Consider the following 15,976-nt stretch of genomic DNA (forward strand, 5'->3'; position numbering starts at 1 on the left):
TAATATGAAAAGAAAAATAATTTATTTTGCAATGCTAATAGGAATTTTAGCTTGCAGTGACGATTTTACTGATTTACCACAAATTGGTGCATTTGAAGAAGAATTTCTTCAGACGGAAGAGGGGGCTAATTTATTCCTTGCCTCTGCCTATTCTATGCTTACAGGCCGTTCTAATCTTTCAGTGGGCGATAGCCGTATGAGAAGTGGCGATAACTGGTTTCATGATGTTTTAGGTGGTGATGCCCACAAAGGGAGTACTGACAATGATCTATCTAGTTTGTTACGACTTGAACTAGGCGAGTGGGATCCTAGTAATGAACAACTTCCTCGAAAATGGGCTACACTCTATGCGGGTGTTAATAGGTCTAACGCTGCGATCAATGCCGCCCTGGCAGGAGGTTTGATTCAGGTAGAAGCGCAAGCACGGTTTATACGTGCCATTTACTATATTGAATTGACAAAAATGTGGGGTAATGTTTCTGTGGTATCGGAAGAAAATTTTGCAGCACTAGAGTTTAACCAACCAAATTCTGGTCCTGCATGGGCAGTGATTGAAAGCGATCTTCAATTTGCTATAGCAAATTTACCTACTAGAGTGAACCAACCAGATGCTGGTAGACCAAGTACAGAGGTGGCTATGGCATTTTTAGGCAAGGCACAGTTATATCAAAGTAATTATACTGGAGCTTTGGCATCTTTTAATTCGGTAATCAATTCGGGTGCTTACAGCTTAAACGCTAATTATCTTGATAACTTTAGGTTGGAAGGTGAGAACGGCCCAGAATCTATTTTTGCCATTCAATTTTTGGCCGATGGCGGCGCGTCTTTTAATGCTAATCCATCAACTTTAAATTTCCCTAGAGGTGGCGGCCCATTTACCTGTTGTGGTTTTTACCAACCTTCTCAAGATTTGGTAAATGCGTATCAAACAGATGCTGCTGGGTTGCCCTTATTGGATACCTATAACCAACCTGGCAATGATGTAACGAACGATCATCTATTAGCATCTTCAGATGCTTTTACACCGCATACCGGACCTTTAGATCCTCGTTTAGACTATACTGTTTCACGAAGAGGATACGACTTCAATGGTTTTGGAATACATACAGGCCAGGATTGGATTCGTGCGCAAGATTCGGATATCTCTGGCCCTTATATCTCCAAGAAAAATATCCATCAGGCAGGAGATGGAAATGTATCACCTGTTAATAATCGTAATAACGGGGTTAATTATAATATGATGCGGTATGCAGATTTACTGTTGATGGCTGCCGAAGCAGAAATTGAAGCTGGCTCGTTGGAAAATGCTTTTGACTATGTAAATCTGGTTAGAATGCGTGCAAAAAATGGTGAAAAACTTCAAGCTGATGGTGTAGATGCGGCAAATTATGTGGTAGAACCTTACACTACTGCATTTGCTGATCAAGCGTTTGCTCGCAAGGCGGTACGTTTTGAACGCCGTATTGAGTTAGGTATGGAAGGGCATCGCTTTTTTGATTTGGCCAGATGGGGCGTTAGCAAAGAAGTTTTGGATGCATACTACGAAAACGAAGGTAGAACAATACCTAATTTTGGTTCAAAAGTTGCACCTTTTGATGAGGCCCATGTTGTTTTTCCAATTCCCACAGCTGCCATTGATTTAAGTGAGGGTAATTTAACACAAAATCCAGGATATTAATTTTAATTCTGTAAAATTCAGGAATCACAAATACAGGCTGTTAAGAGTTTATAATAGTTTTGTTAGTTTGAGTTAGTTTTTTAAAAAGCTCCTACTTAATCCTAGGAGCTTTTTTCTTTGTTATAAGCTAGTATTTCGAATTATGCACTTTCTTTAAATTATCAAAGGTTTAAAGGAAGGATTAATAATCTAAGATGTTTTCACTCAACAATGAAAGATGTAAATATTAAACTCGTACTTGAAGGTAAACTTTTCGAAATACCTTAATAATTGAGAAACTAGAATCCTTAGAACAACCATGACCCATTTGTAAGATGCAACCAACTAATAGAAACCAAAGACTTTATTCACTTGATGCACTTCGAGGCTTTGACATGTTCTGGATTATAGGTACTGAAGAAATCTTTCATAAGCTTGCTGAAATTAATAGGACACCATTTTGGGAGGGTCTGGCTGAACAATTCCAGCACCCGGCCTGGCATGGGTTTGCTTTTTATGATTTAATTTTTCCTTTATTCCTTTTTTTGGCAGGCGTGGCCACACCTTATTCTATCGGGAAACAAATTGAGATAGGTACGAGCAAACAGACAGTATTACTTCGAATTATCAAAAGAGGATTGATTCTTGTGCTCTTAGGCATTATTTACAACAACGGTCTTGAAATTCGTCACTTAGAAGAAGTTCGCTTTGGAAGTGTTTTAGGCCGAATTGGATTGGCCTATATGTTCGCCAACATCATCTACCTATATACTAAACAACGAGGGCAATATATTTGGTTTGTCTCACTCCTATTAGGCTACTGGTTTTTACTGCTATTCAATTCCGCACCTGGGTATCCGATGGGCGACCTGACTATGGAAGGAAATTTTGTTTCATACCTTGACACTTTGATTATGCCTGGTAAATTGTATCGGGGTATACACGACCCTGAAGGTCTAGTATCTACTATTCCTGCAATCGCGACAGCCCTGCTCGGTATTTATGTTGGAAATATATTAAAGAACACCCCAGTTGAAAAAAACAAAGCTACCGCTATCCGATTAATGGTAATTGGTATTTTACTTATTATAGTGGCCCAACTTTGGAACTTAGTTTTTCCTATTAATAAAAACTTGTGGACGAGTTCCTTCACCTTGCAATGCGGCGGTCTGAGTATCATCTTAATGGCTATCTTTTACTATGTCATCGATATCCTTGGACACAAAAAATGGGCATTTTTCTTCAAGGTAATTGGCATGAATTCCATATTGATCTATATGTCCGTTGCTTTTATTGATTGGTCGTATACGACATTGTCGGTATTCAAATGGTTAGGTCAAATTGTTGGAGAACCTTACAACGTGGTTGTTTTGGGTTTTTGCGGCCTAGCTGTTCAATGGGCCTTTTTGTACGTTCTTTATAAAAAGAAAATCTTTTTACGCGTTTGAAAATTTAGAGACTGTTATTATTTTTATAAGATGATAGTGAATTCATTATTTTGGGGGAAGTTCAAAAAAAAAAAATGATACATTTTGTTTCCATAGAATGCGTCATCTTTATATTCTAAATCATATTAATTGTTAACAAAAATCAATGAGCTTTTGGTCTAATTCGAGACAGAATTTTAGGTAGTCAATTCCTGAAATCTGAAAAGCAAAAAACTAAATATCATGAAAAAAATAATAATTAGTATTATCAGCTTTTTATTTATGGCAAATACTGCATTTTCGCAAGATCAAAAGATAAATGTAATTGTCTTTGGAGCGCATCCTGATGATTGCGACCAAGATACAGGAGGTACTGCGATACTTTTTGCGCAGCTAGGACACAGAGTGAAGTTTGTTTCGCTTACCAATGGAGATGCTGGCCATTACGCCATGGGAGGCGGCGAACTTGCCAAGATTAGAATTGCCGAAGCTATGGAGGCAGGAAAAAGGTTTGGTGTCGAATATGAGGTTTTAGACAATCATGATGGCGAACTTATGCCCACCTTGGCCAATCGATTAAAAGTGATACGAGAAATTCGAAAATGGAACGCTGACATCGTAATTGCCCCCAGACCCAATGATTATCACCCTGATCATAGATATACTGGTATTCTGGTTCAAGATGCCGCCTATATGGTGATTGTTCCGAATGTTGCTCCCGAGGTACCACCTCTAAAAAAGAATCCTGTTTTTCTTTACTCGGAAGACAGATTCCAAAAACCGAACCCTTTTGAACCAGACATTGCCGTAATCATCGATCCGGTTTTTGACAAGAAAATTTACGCCATGGCAGCTCATGAATCGCAGTTTTTTGATTGGCTTCCATGGACTTCGGGTAATCTGGATAAGGTGCCGAAAGATGAGAAAAGCAGACTAGATTTTTTGGCCAAATGGCGCGCATTTACCCCAAATGAAACCACTTTAAAAACTTTAAAAAAATGGTATGGAGACAAAGCAATTGGTGTCAAACATGCTGAAGGGTTTGAAATATGCGAATACGGAAAACAGCCATCTGATGAAGAATTAAAAAAGCTTTTTCCGATGCTTAGAAAATAATTAATTAGAACTGAGCGACTTCTAAAGTTTAAATAAAAAATCGATTTCACCTAAGTCTGCTATTTCGAAATGTATTTTGAACCCTGTGGATACAGATTTATTTATTTCGAATGCTATTCAATTCTGCCAATAGCTCTTTTACCAGTTCTGGTTTTTCATTATATAAATTAGTGGTTTCCGATGGGTCGTCTTCCAAATTATAGAGCTGCCCTTCCGGCTCTCCTTCTTGTGGTTCCACTTCCACGGGACTAGAAAAACCGCCCGAACCTCTTTTTTCGATGAGTTTCCAATCTCCTTTTCTTAATGCAAAAAAACCTTTTGAAGAGTGATGTACTATAGGCATAGCTTCCGTTACCAAATCTTCATTTTCTAAAAGTACAGTGAGAATGCTCTGGCTATCTTCTGCCGTGTCATCATTCAATGTAACCCCCATCACATCAGCACAGGTCGCCATTAAATTGGTAAGTGTTGTTCTGAAATTACTCTTACTTCCTGTTTTCACCTTTCCCGGCCATTTAACTATAAACGGAATCCGGTGTCCTCCCTCATGGATATCCGCTTTCATACCTTTGTACTTATCAGCAGCCTTATGATCAAACCGCTCTATAAAATCAGGCTTCCAGAAGGGGCCATTATCACTAGCAAATATCACAATGGTATTTTCTGAAATACCACTTGCATCCAAACTCTTAAGAAAATCCCCTACTTGGGCATCTACCATTTGCACAAAATCACCGTATTGACCGGCTCCAGAACTTCCATCGTAATTTTCTTTCGGCACCCATGGGGAGTGCGGCGCTGCCAAAGGTAAATATAGAAAAAAGGGCTTTTCATTCTTCGAATGGGATTGGACAAATTTTTTGGCCTTATCAATAAACTTTGGTAAAACCTCATAGAAATCAAAGCCTTTTGCAATACGTCCTGGGCGCCAAAATGCACCTGTAGCATACGACCCTGTAGCAAGGTCATTGCCCGGTGTATGTTCATTTGGCAACGCCGTTAAAACATCATTTTCTAAGTAGCAATAGGGTTCCATATCCAAGGAGGCTGGCAAAATATAACTATAATCGAATCCATGATTTAGAGGCCCGTCAGTAGGCTTTTTAGTGAAATCCACCCAGTCCCCATTCATTTGAGTGACCATACCATATTCATTGACCGATGTAGTCTTATGGTTTATTGAATCTTTGAATTCATCCTTTAGTACCCAGTCCAATCCAAGATGCCACTTGCCAACAACTCCTGTGGTATAGCCATTCGCTTGCAAAAGTGAAGCAACTGTTGTTCGCTCCCTTTCTAATAACGCCTTCCCATATCCCCTCAGCACACCTTGCGGCAATCTGCTCCTCCAGCAATATCTTCCAGTAAGGATACCATATCGAGTGGGTGTACAAACTGAAGAGGGAGAATGCGCATCAGTAAATTGCATTCCTTCGGAAGCGAGCTGGTCGATATGAGGTGTTTTTATTTTAGAGGCCGAATTGTAAATTGACACATCTCCATAACCCAAATCATCTGCCAAAATATAGATAATATTGGGATTCTTTATTAGCTCTTTGTCCTTACATGATTCACCCAATACTCCTATGAGTACCATTAAAGTAATCATTCCAAATATTTTTTCTTTCTTCATTGAGGTGTAATCGTAACGTGTTAATTTTAAAACCTTTATAAGCAACATATTTTCTTTCTTTGAAATTAACTTAAAAAAATATACTTGACTTATATTTTGTAATTATATTTTATATTGATGATAACAATGAGGTTTTTTCATTCTATATTTTTACGATTCAATTTTAATAACGTAATGCAGATGGAAATTTTAGACTGGATACAGAATTGGTTTAAGGATAATTGTGACGGGGATTGGGAACATGGTGATTGCATCTAAATAAGCACTTTAGACAATCCAGGGTGGGAAATAAAAATCGACATTTCGAATACTTCAATAGCTAATATCAATATAAATTGGATACTTAACGAAAATGGAAAACAAGATTGGTATCGCGTGAAAATTGAGAACCAAAAATTTAATGCTGCAGGAGACACTGGAAAATTGAAATTTATATTAGGCTTATTCAAAGAGATGATTGAGAAAATCGAAAATTAATACAATTGCGAACAAAGAACTGACCTAAAACCAAAATTCAAATAAACGATGAACGAACCACAGATGAAAAGGGAAAAATTCTTAATCAAAATATTGACATGGACACCTTCGTTGGTATTGATCTTTTCTATATTCCAAACGCATTGAATAAATTGCTTGACCCAAGTTAAACTGGTAAGATTGTTGAAAGTAGTGCTGTGATGATTACAGCTAGTGTTTTTATATTGGTTGGAACCGCTCTATTCCTATATAATAGAACAATGCTGATTGTAACATCAATGTTAGTCCTCTATATGATTTCTATTGTATTGGTTGACATCTATAGAGGGAAACCCTCTGTAGATCTAATACTAATTCTTATTGCAACTGTATTCGCGGCTTACATGAGAAAAGGCCCATGCTGCCTTTAGAGGAAGGTAAGCTTAACTGATTACATTTTTTGTAAAATTCCAGTATTTTTAGTATTTTAGTCTAATATTTTATTATAAAAAATCAAGTTATGCTAGACATTGTTTACAATTACCAAAATCTACTTGATAATATAGACACTTATATAGAAGCCAGTAAGTTCAAAAAAGAATATCTCATAGAGCAGCTTGGGGTCTCGAGAGCTACTTTTTACAATAAAGTCAAGAAGAAGAATTTTACCATTGATGAAATGGTCGTATTGAGCACGATCCTTTTTCCAGAAGAAGCTAAGGTCTTTGAAATTAAGGAAGCACTAAGAGAAAGTCGAGAGGATAGTAGGTTTGGAAGAACTAAGAGCCATAAAGATGTTATGGGCGATGTTCGTAAAAAACTGCGTGCATGAAAATAATATGGACTAGAAAGGCCAATACCTCCTTTAATGGTATAGTTGATTATCTGTTAAAAATCTGGACGATGGAGATAGCTATCAATTTTGTTGACATTGTGGATCATACGATTATCTTAATCGCTAAAAACCCAGAAATGTTCAAGGTCTCCGAATATGACAAAATAAGTAGAGCGGCATTCATTACCAAGCACACGACTATGTTCTATAGAATATTGGACGATACTATTGAGATTGAATTCTTCTGGGGGAATTTCGATAATCCAGAGAAAATAAACGAATTGCTAAAGTTTAAATAAAGGATGGTTTTATTTTTTCTAAGACCCGTTTATATTTGCTAGTACATTTTCATTTTCAAACCTTAATCTAAGATTTTTCATATCCTCTGAAAGTTTAGTATCCAAAATTTTGGCGTAGTGTTGCGTAGTTTTCAATGACCTATGGCCTAGCATTTTACTAACCGACTCGATTGGAACACCATTGGATAAAGTTACTGTAGTTGCAAAAGTATGTCTAGCCATATGAAAGGTCAATTTCTTAGTTATCCCAGTTAGGTCTGCTATTTCTTTCAAGTACCCGTTTGTTCTTTGATTACTATAAACTGGAAGTAGCTTAGTATCTGTCCTTGGCAGGTTGGCATATTTACTTATAATTTGTTCTGCAATTGGTAAAATTGGAATACTACTTAAAGATTTAGTCTTGGTTCTTTTCACTTTTATCCATCGTCTACTATCCATACCAATAACAATATCGTCTTCCTTAAGTTTTGCAACATCAACATAAGCTAGACCCGTGTAACAACTAAAAATAAAAACATCTCTAACGTGTTCTAATCTGGGGATAGAAAAATCACTTTGTATGAGTCTAACAAGCTCATCATTATTTAAAAATTCCTTATCGATAGTTTTTGGACGAAGTTTGAAATTGTAAAATGGATCTTTCTCCAACCATCCGTTCGCATAGGCAACCCGAACAATTTTCTTAAAATAAGCGACATATTTCAAAGCTGAATTATGTGAAAGGCTTTGTTCTGCTTTTAAAAAATAAATAAATCCATTGAGATATTTGACATCTATCTTCTTTACCGGGTAATCATTTGAACCAAAGTTAGTACTGATATATCTACCAAGGTGCTTCTTAGTTGTCTTATAGCGCTGAAGCGTCCTAAAAGAAAAATCTTTTCCCACCAACCTTTCCATTCTTAGATTATGTTCTTCGAACAGCTCTAAAATTAGTTTCCGATTAATATTTATCCCTACATATTCATCTCTTATACTTGCTGCGGATACAACATCCATATCTTCATGTAATAGATTTTGATAAATATCATAAATCTTATTTTTAATAACATCTAGATGACGATTAGTTTGCCTTGCTTCGGTGGAGTATCCTTTTACCTTGTTGGCTTTTGCATTCCATTTAGATAGAGGCACTTTCCTCATCGTACTAACTTCTGCTCTTTTCCCATTAACAGTTATTCTGAGATAAATAGTGCCCGTGGCTGGATCACTAATCCCCTTTTTTCGAATATAAAACAGTACGGACAGCAAATCTTGCATGATTTTTTGAATTTTTGACACTTAAATGTAAGAAATAAATATCAAAACATAACGACATAACATGCTGAAAATAAGATAATTAAAATCAATTCGGGCGCACTAAATTATATATCGGTAGTGCGCCCTAATTAGACACCTTTTAGATAGGTTTAGATGATGCCAATTGACTTCATTAAAAATGAAAAACCCTATAAACGCTGCCATTTATAGGGTTTTGATTCAATTTGATAGTTAATTAGTACTCGAGGCGGGAATCGAACCCGCACTCCGAAGAACTGGATTTTGAATCCAGCGCGTCTACCAGTTCCGCCACTCGAGCTTGATCGCCGTCAGGGACAGCATTTCAAAAGATAAGACTGCGAAATTAAAAAATTATTTCCTTTCTATCACCAAAAATATGAACATTTATGCATTAGCAATCAAATTTAATTTTTAGATTTGCACCTCCTTAAAAAACAGGGACTTCTGTGTGTTAATTAGAACAACTGTTTGGAAAACAACTAGAAAGCCATGGCATACCAAGTTCCACAACCGAAAATATTTGCATGTACTCAAAGTACGGTTTTAGGACAAAAAATTGCCAAGGCCTACGGTACTAAGCTCGGTAAAATATCATTTTCCCGTTATAGTGATGGAGAATTTCAACCCTCTTTTGAAGAATCAATACGAGGAACACGAATCTTTATTATCGGTTCTTCTCATCCAGGTGCAGAAAATTTAATGGAAATGTTATTGATGATTGATGCTGCAAAAAGAGCATCGGCACGTCACATAACAGCCGTTATGCCATATTTTGGCTGGGCAAGACAAGATAGAAAAGATAAGCCTAGAGTGCCTATCGCAGCAAAACTTGTTGCTAAAATGCTAGAAACAGCTGGTGCCACTAGAATTATTACAATGGATCTACATGCTGATCAAATACAAGGATTTTTTGAAAAACCGGTTGACCATCTTTTTGCCTCTACCCTATTTTTACCTTACTTGAAAAATCTTGGTTTGGACAACCTTACCATAGCTTCCCCAGATATGGGTGGTTCTAAAAGAGCCTATGCCTACTCTAAAGCGTTGGATTGTGATGTTGTTGTTTGTTACAAACAAAGAGCTAAAGCTAATGTTATTTCCCTTATGGAACTTATCGGTGACGTACAAGGCAAAAACGTAGTGCTCGTTGACGACATGGTTGATACTGCTGGAACATTGACAAAAGCTGCAGATTTAATGATGGAACGTGGTGCTGTTAGCGTAAGAGCAATTACAACGCACGGTTTATTATCTGGCGATGCTTACGATAAAATTGAAAAATCTAAACTATCGGAATTAATCATTACCGATTCTATTCCAGTAGAAATAAAAAGTAACAAAGTAAGAGTGCTGAGCTGTGCTGAGCTATTCGCTGATGTAATGGATAAAGTACATAACAACACCTCTATTTCTTCCAAATTCTTAATGTAGTTACGGAAGAAAAAACATACCAAAGAATATTAATTTTTAATACATATAATGAAGTCAATTACAATTAAAGGATCAGAAAGAGAAAGCGTGGGTAAAAAGGCAACGAAGGCCCTACGTAATGCTGGAAAGGTACCTTGCGTAGTATACGGAGGGGATAAACCATTACATTTTTCAGCAAACGAACTAGCGTTCAGAGACTTGGTTTACACTCCAAATGCACATACAGTCGCAATTGAATTGGATGGAGGAGCTTCTCTTAAAGCAGTTATGCAGGATATACAATTTCATCCTGTAACAGACAGCATCATACACATTGATTTTTATCAATTATTTGATGACAAAACGGTTACTATGAATATTCCTGTACGATTACAAGGAAATTCACCAGGAGAACGTAACGGTGGACGCTTATTATTTAGAAAACGTAAACTAGCTATCAAAGCATTACCTGACAAATTACCAGATTTCTTTGATGTTGATATTTCCAAATTGAAAATTGGTGCGAATATTACAGTAGCATCATTGCTAAACGATGATTTTACCATCTTACATCCAGACACTACAGTTGTAGTACAAGTTTTAACTGCTCGTACGGCAGTTCTTGATGAAGAAGATGAAGAAGGAGAAGAAGGAGAAGAAGGTGCTGAAGAAGCTGAAGAAGCTTCTCAAGAATAAACATCGTATTCTAAGATTTACTTTAAAGCATCTCGATACTTGTATCGGGATGCTTTTGTATTTTTAAACCCTTAATTAAGTTTACCATGCTCGGTTTTTTTAAATCACTTTTTATAAAACAGCGTAGTATCCCTGAAGAGAAAGACCCCATGAAAAAATATTTGATTGTCGGCCTTGGCAATATTGGAGACGAATATGCAGAAACGCGCCACAATATCGGCTTTAAGGTGTTAGACGAACTAGCAAAAATAAAAGAATTCACCTTTGAAACCGCTAAACTGGGAGCTATTGGGTCATTTAGGATTAAGGGCAGAACAGTCGTCTGTCTCAAACCATCTACCTACATGAACCGCAGCGGTAAGGCGTTGAAATATTGGATGGATAAAGAAAATATTCCACAAGGGAACATTCTAGTAATTACAGATGATATCAACTTACCCTTTGGCACCATTCGAATAAAGACCAAAGGAAGTGATGGTGGGCATAATGGACTAAAGGATATTCAGCTATTTCTACAAACCATTACCTATAATAGATATAGATTTGGTGTTGGTGCAGATTTTGGAAAGGGAAGGCAGGTCGATTACGTGTTAGGGCAATGGAACGATGATGAAAAGGAAACTATGCCAGAGCGCTTAACCAAATCAGCAGAGGTAATTAGTTCATTTGTTCTAAGTGGTATAGCCCGAACTATGAATCAATATAATAATACCTAGATTACAACACTTTAAAATTATATATTCCTGAGTTAGATTTGTTCCCTTCAGCATCTATTACGACAACACTCCAATAATACATCGTATCTGAAGTGACCGATACTTTTATACTTTTTATGGCTGGTTGAAGCGCTCGTATCAAATCGACTGGTGGAGTCTCAACAGAGAAATATACATCATAACGTACAATATCTTCATCTAAATCAGATGCTGACCAAGATAACGTTACCTCATTATTGATATCCTTAAATACATTTTCTGATGATGCCGGACTTACTATCGTTGCCGGAAATGGAGCAAAGGTAGTCCTAGAACCCGCATTATAAAAATTCCAAATCTCACTAGAAACGGTCTGTTCTACTTCACTATTTCTTGAACGCACCAACCACGAAAACTGCTCTCCTTTTGCCAATGGTAATTTTGCCGTCGTATTTGAAGAAACTATAGTCTGTACGGCACCACTAGTAGTGTTGGTGACCCTAAGTTCGTATGTTTTGGTGTTATTAGCTGCAGACCAATTAAATTCGACCTGACTGGTTTCCTTTCCTAAACTCTGACCAGTAGTACACTCAGAATTTTGATTGGGGAAAATTAATTGTACAGCTTCGGGCGGCTTAGAATCGCTTTTCTTTTTACAGCCCATAAAGGCTATACCTAAACATATACCTAAAGATAGTGAGCGTATCATTCTTTAATTACTTTTGAGGTTCCCTTTATTGTCTCACCTGCATATTGTATGTAGTAGATACCTGTAGACATCGAACTAAAATCTATCTCTATTTTTCCTTCTTGTGGCGCAATTGTCGAACTTGAAATCCATCTACCATCTGCACTAAATATACGTACCTCAACATTTTCTTGCGTAGGTCCAAAATATACATGAGCAATATCCCTAACCGGGTTTGGAAATACGATTGGTTCTTCAAAAAAGACGACTTGCTCTTCATAAACACCTTGACAGGGAATAGTAGTAAATACCTTTAACGTATTCAGTCCTTTTTCTAAATCTAAAACAACATTCGCTACCTCAGTCTGCACTGAAATACCATTAAGCTCAATCGTATATAGAGATGACCCATCTAATAAAAGTGATATTTGACTACCATCTAAGCCTATTTTAGAGGTAACATTAAGTGGTAAAGGTTCCGTTATCTGAATTTCGACACAATATTCTTCATACGTAATCAAGCCATCGGTACCCCTAATGCAAAGCGAATACATACCCGAAGCTAAATTCGCCAAATTAAAGGAATTTGAAAAATTTTGAGTAAGGTCAACACCATTACCAGTAACCGTAACTTGATAATCTAAAACAAGCTTAGGTGTCAATAATAATGCACCATCATTATTAGCTCGACAGGTTTCACTTTCTATACTCACACTAAAGTTTTCACTGGGGAATCGATAAATAGGGCAGCCAGAGGCATTAACTTCTTGCCCCACTGGGGTATCAAGACACAGGTCATCTCCATCATCAAAAACACCATCTTTATCTGTGTCGGGTCTAAAATCACCTTCCACACAAACTTCAAGAGAGAAATTCTTCAAACGCCCCCCATCAGAAGGAGCATTATCCTCAATTTTTAATATCCATTCTCCTAATATTGATTCACCATTAAAAGAACTTAAGCTACCTAATGGCTTGACCTCACCACTTATACCTGGATTAATAGCGCAATTAAACAAGGGGCTGTCATCATCAAAAGTGGCGATTATATTACGTGATTCTCCACATGAACTTGAAACCAAGGTTACGGTTGTACCGGATGGTGACGTAAGACTTATAACCAAATCTGCTAAAAAGGTATGCTCGAGATCTATGATTACATTTATATCAGCCACCGGCAAATCCTCATAAAATATAATTTTAGAACTCACGATTGGTGTACCGCTACTAGAAATTAAAATAGGCAACCCAGTTGCATCCTTGGTGGTACAATTGAACTCTATCGTGGAAAAACTAAAGGGACTACTAAAAACACCCTCCCCACAATCATTTTTCGGCTTAACCCTCCAGAAATATTGACTATTATTATTTAATAGGGAAGGCGGGTATGCATTGGTGTTAACGTTAGCAATTTCTACAATTGTGGTAAAACTGACATCTGTAGCGATTTCTACATCATATGACGTATTTCCGATTTGGTCATTCCATTGTAAAACCAGATCTTTAGAAGCATCCTCGAACCCGTCTACAGGAGCCGTTAACTGTACAACATCAAAAGTAGTATCGTAGACCCTTAACTGCAGTGTAATTTCTTTCGAAACGGTTGCCGCACTAGCCAAGACCCGAATTGGATAAATGCCCACGGCTAAATTGGATATACCTTGAAAATCAAGAACAACCGGAGTATCTGTTGATGTAGCTGTCGTTGGGGTAAACAATGCAGTTAATCCACTTGGTAAGGAAAGTGCACTAAATGTACTTTCCTCATCAAACCCCAAGTACGTTTCATACTTAAAAGGAATACTAATATCGTTAGGCTTGCATACATCAAATTCTACTTCCTCAAAATTTAATACTATTTCTGATGGGGTGATGGTAAAACTGGCAGCATTGACTGCAAAGAAAATATTTTCATCAGCCTTTACCATAATACGACCAGTACTGGTATCAATACTTGGTACAATAATACTTTGACTACCATCATTCAATATATTTTCTGCTACTGCAGTAGGATACGTGAGTCCACCATCTGTAGACAGAAATATAGAAACTGTTTCTGCACCGATTGGAGCTAGATTTGTTTTAGCCACGTCCCAAGATATAGTTTGTATTGTTCCGGCAACAAATGATTCTGGGTTACTTTGTGTGGTTACAATAAAAGGACCCGCTTCATTTATTACGGATACTCGTAACTCGTCTGAAATCGATTGACCTCCATTTAAAGCATTGTCACGAACGGTTAATGAAAAGTTCATGCTACGACCAATATTTGAAACCGTCTCCCATGAATCACCTGTTGTGGGTTGGGTTTGAGTCAATTCTCCGTTTAAAATACGGTTCAAGTTTGGAAAATACCGGTATGGCGTTAGGCTTGGCGGGAACGATCTAAAATTAGCACCTGCCGGATTACTGGGTCCGAACGTTGCCTGAGTTACTACACCATTATCAATTTGATCCCAAGTATAACTAAGAATATTGAAGGTGTCGACATCATTTGCTTCACCATCTAAGACGAAAGCGGTTGCTATTGGTACGTTATAATCTAACAACGATGTTATCGTAGGCGGCGTATTAGTCAACACTTGAGATTGCCCACAAGAAACCGTTTTCAAATAATCTCTAATCTGCACCACACTTACATAATGGAAATAATCATCACTATTATCGGCCACATTGTTATCCCCCGTTATACCAGCATAGCCCATTATAGTGGTGCCACTAGCTGGCTCTACTTGTACGGTCGTGCCTTCTGATATATGCGAAAACGAATGGTTTGCCCCAAATTGATGTCCCATTTCATGGGCTACCAAATCAATATCGAACGCATCTCCTGTGGGTGAAGATAATGTAGTGTATGCACTACCCTTTCTACCGTCTTTACATACAGCACCTATAAAACCAGAATTTCCATCCAACGTATTATCCTGTTGATTGAACAGATGCCCAATATCATAATTTGCTTCACCGATAACACTCGTAAGCGTGTTTTGAACTTGTGAGCTTAAACTACCTGTGTAAGGGTCATTTTCAGGATCTGTATAAATCACAAAATCAGTAGTGTCAATTAATTCGAGGTTGATTGCCAAATCACGTTCAAAAACACCATTTACTCTCGTTAAAGTGGCGTTGATTGCGGCAAGTGCATCTGCTTTTGCTCCTCCATGAAATTGAGTATATTCGCCAGATGCTGAAATGGCAACCCTAAAAGTTCTCAGGGTTTGATCATCAACCAACTTTGCCGTTCTATTCTGGGAATACTCCATCACACTTGGCATCGTTCTACAGATAAAATCTAAATCACGCTTCTTTTGCTCTGTTCTTCTATACAAAACATAGCTATCATCTGCCGCTTTCTGCATAAACAAGGCGCCCTTTTCGCCTACTTTATTAAACATACTTTGAACCCCTTTATGTGATACACTAAAACGCACTTGAATTGCGACATCATGTAGTGCTGATCCTTTATACGATTTAATAGAAGGATATTTTTCTGCTAGTTTTTTAGAAAAAAGATGTGCATCTTCTATTAGAAATGGAATCTGATTGCCCTGCTCATTTGGAAAATAAATTATCTTAGTATCTCCTTTTACTGAAAGGGCTTCAAGAAATTGTTCTTTATTCAAGATAAAGGCCTTTCCTTTTTCAACCTGTAGACGTTGCTTGGAAAATTGTTTACCGAGTGCATTTAATTCCGTATTTTTCCAATATGTACTTTGAGCCACACCGGAAAAGGAAAGAAATACTATGGTAATTGAAAAAACTAGGCGTAATTTTGCAACCATT

At 37.3% G+C, this 15,976-nt stretch carries 13 protein-coding genes and 1 tRNA gene; 9 read left to right on the forward strand and 5 right to left on the reverse strand.

Annotation, left to right across the window (positions count from 1 at the left end; genetic code table 11):
* Positions 1 to 4: 4 nt before the first annotated feature.
* The 3 genes from ES765_RS11025 (at position 5) to ES765_RS11035 (ending at position 4,200) form a co-directional block, all read left to right on the forward strand.
* On the forward strand, positions 5 to 1,678 hold the full coding sequence (locus ES765_RS11025) for a RagB/SusD family nutrient uptake outer membrane protein (RefSeq protein ID WP_138114254.1): 1,674 nt from the start codon (positions 5 to 7) through the stop codon (positions 1,676 to 1,678).
* A gap of 314 nt (positions 1,679 to 1,992) precedes the next feature.
* The gene (locus ES765_RS11030; RefSeq protein WP_138114257.1) at positions 1,993 to 3,105 is read left to right on the forward strand and encodes an acyltransferase family protein; all 1,113 of its coding nucleotides are present in this window, start codon (positions 1,993 to 1,995) and stop codon (positions 3,103 to 3,105) included.
* Positions 3,106 to 3,327: 222 nt separating this feature from the next.
* On the forward strand, positions 3,328 to 4,200 hold the full coding sequence (locus tag ES765_RS11035; RefSeq protein ID WP_138114260.1) for a PIG-L deacetylase family protein: 873 nt from the start codon (positions 3,328 to 3,330) through the stop codon (positions 4,198 to 4,200).
* Between the two features lie 97 nt (positions 4,201 to 4,297).
* Here the strand turns inward: ES765_RS11035 and ES765_RS11040 are convergent, their stop codons facing one another.
* Positions 4,298 to 5,833, reverse strand: a complete 1,536-nt coding sequence (locus tag ES765_RS11040; protein ID WP_138114263.1) for a sulfatase family protein — start codon at positions 5,831 to 5,833, stop codon at positions 4,298 to 4,300.
* A gap of 258 nt (positions 5,834 to 6,091) precedes the next feature.
* On the opposite strand from ES765_RS11040, the gene ES765_RS22295 reads away from it, so the two are divergent.
* From ES765_RS22295 to ES765_RS11060, 3 genes are all read left to right on the forward strand, one after another.
* Positions 6,092 to 6,310 (forward strand): immunity 53 family protein, encoded by a 219-nt coding sequence (locus tag ES765_RS22295; RefSeq protein WP_262710683.1) that lies wholly within the window; start codon positions 6,092 to 6,094, stop codon positions 6,308 to 6,310.
* 499 nt (positions 6,311 to 6,809) lie between these two features.
* Entirely contained in the window at positions 6,810 to 7,121 is a 312-nt protein-coding gene (locus ES765_RS11055; protein ID WP_138114266.1) for a helix-turn-helix domain-containing protein, read from the forward strand.
* Complete coding sequence (locus tag ES765_RS11060) at positions 7,118 to 7,423, forward strand: type II toxin-antitoxin system RelE/ParE family toxin (protein ID WP_138114269.1); 306 nt, start codon at positions 7,118 to 7,120, stop codon at positions 7,421 to 7,423. Before ES765_RS11055 ends, ES765_RS11060 begins: the two co-directional genes overlap by 4 nt.
* Positions 7,424 to 7,441: 18 nt before the next feature.
* On the opposite strand, the gene ES765_RS11065 is transcribed toward ES765_RS11060, so the two are convergent.
* Entirely contained in the window at positions 7,442 to 8,683 is a 1,242-nt protein-coding gene (locus ES765_RS11065; protein WP_138114272.1) for a site-specific integrase, read from the reverse strand.
* 239 nt (positions 8,684 to 8,922) lie between these two features.
* Positions 8,923 to 9,002 (reverse strand) — tRNA-Leu (locus ES765_RS11070).
* A 191-nt stretch (positions 9,003 to 9,193) separates the two neighbouring features.
* Here ES765_RS11070 and ES765_RS11075 point away from each other — a divergent pair.
* From ES765_RS11075 to pth, 3 genes are all read left to right on the forward strand, one after another.
* Complete coding sequence (locus ES765_RS11075) at positions 9,194 to 10,135, forward strand: ribose-phosphate pyrophosphokinase (RefSeq protein WP_138114275.1); 942 nt, start codon at positions 9,194 to 9,196, stop codon at positions 10,133 to 10,135.
* Between the two features lie 48 nt (positions 10,136 to 10,183).
* On the forward strand, positions 10,184 to 10,810 hold the full coding sequence (locus tag ES765_RS11080) for a 50S ribosomal protein L25/general stress protein Ctc (protein WP_138114278.1): 627 nt from the start codon (positions 10,184 to 10,186) through the stop codon (positions 10,808 to 10,810).
* A gap of 86 nt (positions 10,811 to 10,896) precedes the next feature.
* The gene (pth, locus tag ES765_RS11085) at positions 10,897 to 11,526 is read left to right on the forward strand and encodes an aminoacyl-tRNA hydrolase (protein WP_138114281.1); all 630 of its coding nucleotides are present in this window, start codon (positions 10,897 to 10,899) and stop codon (positions 11,524 to 11,526) included.
* 1 nt (position 11,527) lies between these two features.
* Here the strand turns inward: pth and ES765_RS11090 are convergent, their stop codons facing one another.
* Together ES765_RS11090 and ES765_RS11095 are read right to left on the reverse strand one after the other, a co-directional pair.
* The gene (locus ES765_RS11090) at positions 11,528 to 12,214 is read right to left on the reverse strand and encodes a hypothetical protein (protein ID WP_249356329.1); all 687 of its coding nucleotides are present in this window, start codon (positions 12,212 to 12,214) and stop codon (positions 11,528 to 11,530) included.
* Positions 12,211 to 15,975: a reprolysin-like metallopeptidase gene (locus tag ES765_RS11095; RefSeq protein WP_138114284.1), complete on the reverse strand. Its 3,765-nt coding sequence runs from the start codon at positions 15,973 to 15,975 to the stop codon at positions 12,211 to 12,213. Before ES765_RS11095 ends, ES765_RS11090 begins: the two co-directional genes overlap by 4 nt.
* Between the last annotated feature and the right edge of the window lies 1 nt (position 15,976).

The sequence above is a fragment of the Maribacter sp. ACAM166 genome (genome assembly GCF_005771495.1).
Lineage (GTDB): Bacteria > Bacteroidota > Bacteroidia > Flavobacteriales > Flavobacteriaceae > Maribacter.

What these genes read in the sequence shown, in the direction of transcription:
- ES765_RS11060 (WP_138114269.1), top strand. Translation starts at nt 7,118, where the DNA reads ATGAAAATAATATGGACTAGAAAGGCCAATACCTCCTTTAATGGTATA.
- ES765_RS11095 (WP_138114284.1), bottom strand. Translation starts at nt 15,975, where the DNA reads ATGGTTGCAAAATTACGCCTAGTTTTTTCAATTACCATAGTATTTCTT.
- ES765_RS11025 (WP_138114254.1), top strand. Translation starts at nt 5, where the DNA reads ATGAAAAGAAAAATAATTTATTTTGCAATGCTAATAGGAATTTTAGCT.
- ES765_RS11030 (WP_138114257.1), top strand. Translation starts at nt 1,993, where the DNA reads ATGCAACCAACTAATAGAAACCAAAGACTTTATTCACTTGATGCACTT.
- ES765_RS11080 (WP_138114278.1), top strand. Translation starts at nt 10,184, where the DNA reads ATGAAGTCAATTACAATTAAAGGATCAGAAAGAGAAAGCGTGGGTAAA.
- ES765_RS11055 (WP_138114266.1), top strand. Translation starts at nt 6,810, where the DNA reads ATGCTAGACATTGTTTACAATTACCAAAATCTACTTGATAATATAGAC.
- ES765_RS11075 (WP_138114275.1), top strand. Translation starts at nt 9,194, where the DNA reads ATGGCATACCAAGTTCCACAACCGAAAATATTTGCATGTACTCAAAGT.
- ES765_RS11035 (WP_138114260.1), top strand. Translation starts at nt 3,328, where the DNA reads ATGAAAAAAATAATAATTAGTATTATCAGCTTTTTATTTATGGCAAAT.
- ES765_RS11065 (WP_138114272.1), bottom strand. Translation starts at nt 8,683, where the DNA reads ATGCAAGATTTGCTGTCCGTACTGTTTTATATTCGAAAAAAGGGGATT.
- pth (WP_138114281.1), top strand. Translation starts at nt 10,897, where the DNA reads ATGCTCGGTTTTTTTAAATCACTTTTTATAAAACAGCGTAGTATCCCT.
- ES765_RS11040 (WP_138114263.1), bottom strand. Translation starts at nt 5,833, where the DNA reads ATGAAGAAAGAAAAAATATTTGGAATGATTACTTTAATGGTACTCATA.
- ES765_RS11090 (WP_249356329.1), bottom strand. Translation starts at nt 12,214, where the DNA reads ATGATACGCTCACTATCTTTAGGTATATGTTTAGGTATAGCCTTTATG.